Origin of the sequence: Xanthomonas sp. D-99 (assembly GCF_017746145.1) — a bacterium.
In the GTDB taxonomy this organism is placed as follows: Bacteria; Pseudomonadota; Gammaproteobacteria; order Xanthomonadales; family Xanthomonadaceae; genus Xanthomonas; species Xanthomonas cissicola.
This window is the reverse complement of the sequence record NZ_JAGHWU010000128.1, coordinates 1-2,243: the sequence shown is the minus strand read 5'-3', so window position 1 is coordinate 2,243 and position 2,243 is coordinate 1. Positions and strand designations below refer to the sequence as shown.

Here is a 2,243-nt window from a genome sequence, read left to right as displayed (position 1 = left end):
CGGAAAGCGCCAGAAATGGCGAAATTCCGAAGTTCCAAAAGCCACTCTTCGGAACGACGCCACCTTCCGCCCTGTCAGGTCTCGTTGTTCAGACCTTCCCTAATGGTCGTTTTTGGGCAGGTTTTTATCCTGCCTCTGCTTGCTTTTCTGCCGAACAATTTTTTGTTGCATGCCATTTCTGGGCTCATATTCTCTCTGGCAATTCTGGTGGCGCTGTGGAAGCTTACCGGGCTGGTTGCCAATGAGCGCTGGCTACGGGTTTGTACGTTAGCAATCATTGCCGGCGGAATATCAACGGCCTTTGCCGAGAATATCTTCGGGCAGGTGGCATACGGTGCAGTTTTGTTGTTGAGTATCGTTGTCATTCTGTTGGCTTGGAAAACCATGTTGAGCGAGGGGCACTCTTTATTCTGGAATGCTTCCCTGCTGATGATCGTTGTGACGCTTGCGACATGGAATAATCCGCAGCGGGCCCTCATCTCTTATGTGATACCACTCATCGGTTCTGCCATTGTCCAAGCGATCTCCGTTCTTTCTCTGGCGAACGTTCGGCAGCGCCTAATTCCAGTGATATGGCTGCTGGCCACGACTTTGGTCGGTACCGTTGTTGGCTCGGTACTCAGCTCATGGATCATCTCGCAGGTACAGAATAGCAATGGTGTCGCTTCAGCTCGTTGGTTGAGCTACGACGATGGCGTTCATAACCTTGTGGAATCCGTTCAAGGCGTCATGGCGATGTTTGGCGGGATGCCGGTTGCAGGAAGCGATGTTCTTTCTGTGGAGGGGATCTATCAGGCGGTGAGATTGGTATGTGCCGTGATTCTGGTGGTTCTGGTGCCTGCTGCCATCTATCGTCGGGTATTTGAACAAAACGCCGCGGGCAGATTCGTAGCAGTCTTCACTGCATTGCAGGGTCTTTCCTGCCTCTTCCTGTTTGTCGCTACGACAATCCCGGACATGAGCGATCCGGTGACTTCCTCGCGCTATCTGGCACCTTCTGTAATCCTTGGTCTTATCCTGCTTTATACCTCTACCTTTACGGTAGCCAGCGCATGGCGTGGTGCCCTTGTGGGGGTTACGATGCTGGTGCTGATCAGTAATAATGTGATGCGGCCGAACAAGGAGGCTATGCCGCTAAGGAATCATCAGGTCGATCGGGCAGCGATAGTGGAAGCGCTACGCGCCAACGGTTTGAAGTACGGATATGCAACTTACTGGAACTCTGGCTTGTATACGGTACTGAGTGGACAGGATTCGAGAATTCGCCAGGTTCTGATCATAGACGGGCTGCCAATTCCGATGCGTCACCTTGGCTCAAACCGATGGTATGAAGCTGATGCGTGGAGCGGCCCAAGTTTCTTGCTTTTGGATAAGGTCGAGGCCGAGAAAGTAAACTGGGATGCAATGCGGCTCCGGATCGGTGCTGTTGAAAGGCGTATCCCGATTGGTAAACTGGTTGCTTACGTCTATCCAAGCAATATTGCAGCAAAGCTTCCGAACTGGAGTCGTGAGTTCAAGTATCCTGTGACTTATCCGGCTGTGCCCGGGGCGATGTATAATCAGGGCCATTGGGACGATTCTAAGAAAGCTGTCGTCAGCAAGATAGGCGAGTCAGGTTTTATCGCGTATGGACCTTACATCCATCTTCCCAAGGGGAAGTATCGAGCGGAGTTTGCGCTTGCCGCGTCCGGGGTTTCACAGGGTACGGAAGTTGCTATGATAGATGTGGTAAGCAATAGCGCGACATTCCAACTCGCGAAAATGTCGGTCAAGGCTAGTGCCGAAAACAGGTATTCTTTGGAATTCACGCTGAATCGCCAGGCTGAAATCTTGGAAATCCGCACGTTCGCGACTGGGATGGGTGAACTGGAGTACAGAGGGGTAACTCTGATTCCTCTGTCCGCTAATGCTGAGTAACGTCGTGGTTACACGGCAACGGCGGCTTTTCGGCCGCCGTTGCCGTGCATGGCTCGGATCTGAAGGGAATGCTGAGTACTATAAGGAGGCCAGCGCCACGTTGGCTGATTCGAGAATTTTATCCATATGCTCTTCGACACCTACCCAGAGCGGCATCCGGACTAGTCGCTGGCTGACGTCTTCAGTTACAGCAAGATCGCCGTGGCTTCGTGCAATGTCTTTGCCTTTAGGGAAGGTCTGATCAACTCACCGCAGATGCGCGACACTATCGCCTTATGTAGAGGATTCATCCATGCAGCTGACGTTCGGTGACGCTGAGGGCTTGG

1 protein-coding gene is annotated in these 2,243 nt (G+C 52.4%); it reads left to right on the top strand.

Features of this window, described 5'->3' with window-relative positions; genetic code table 11:
* A partial coding sequence (locus J7360_RS21085; RefSeq protein WP_209034787.1) for a hypothetical protein occupies positions 1 to 1,917 on the top strand: 1,917 nt, incomplete at its 5' end.
* Positions 1,918 to 2,243 lie beyond the last annotated feature (326 nt).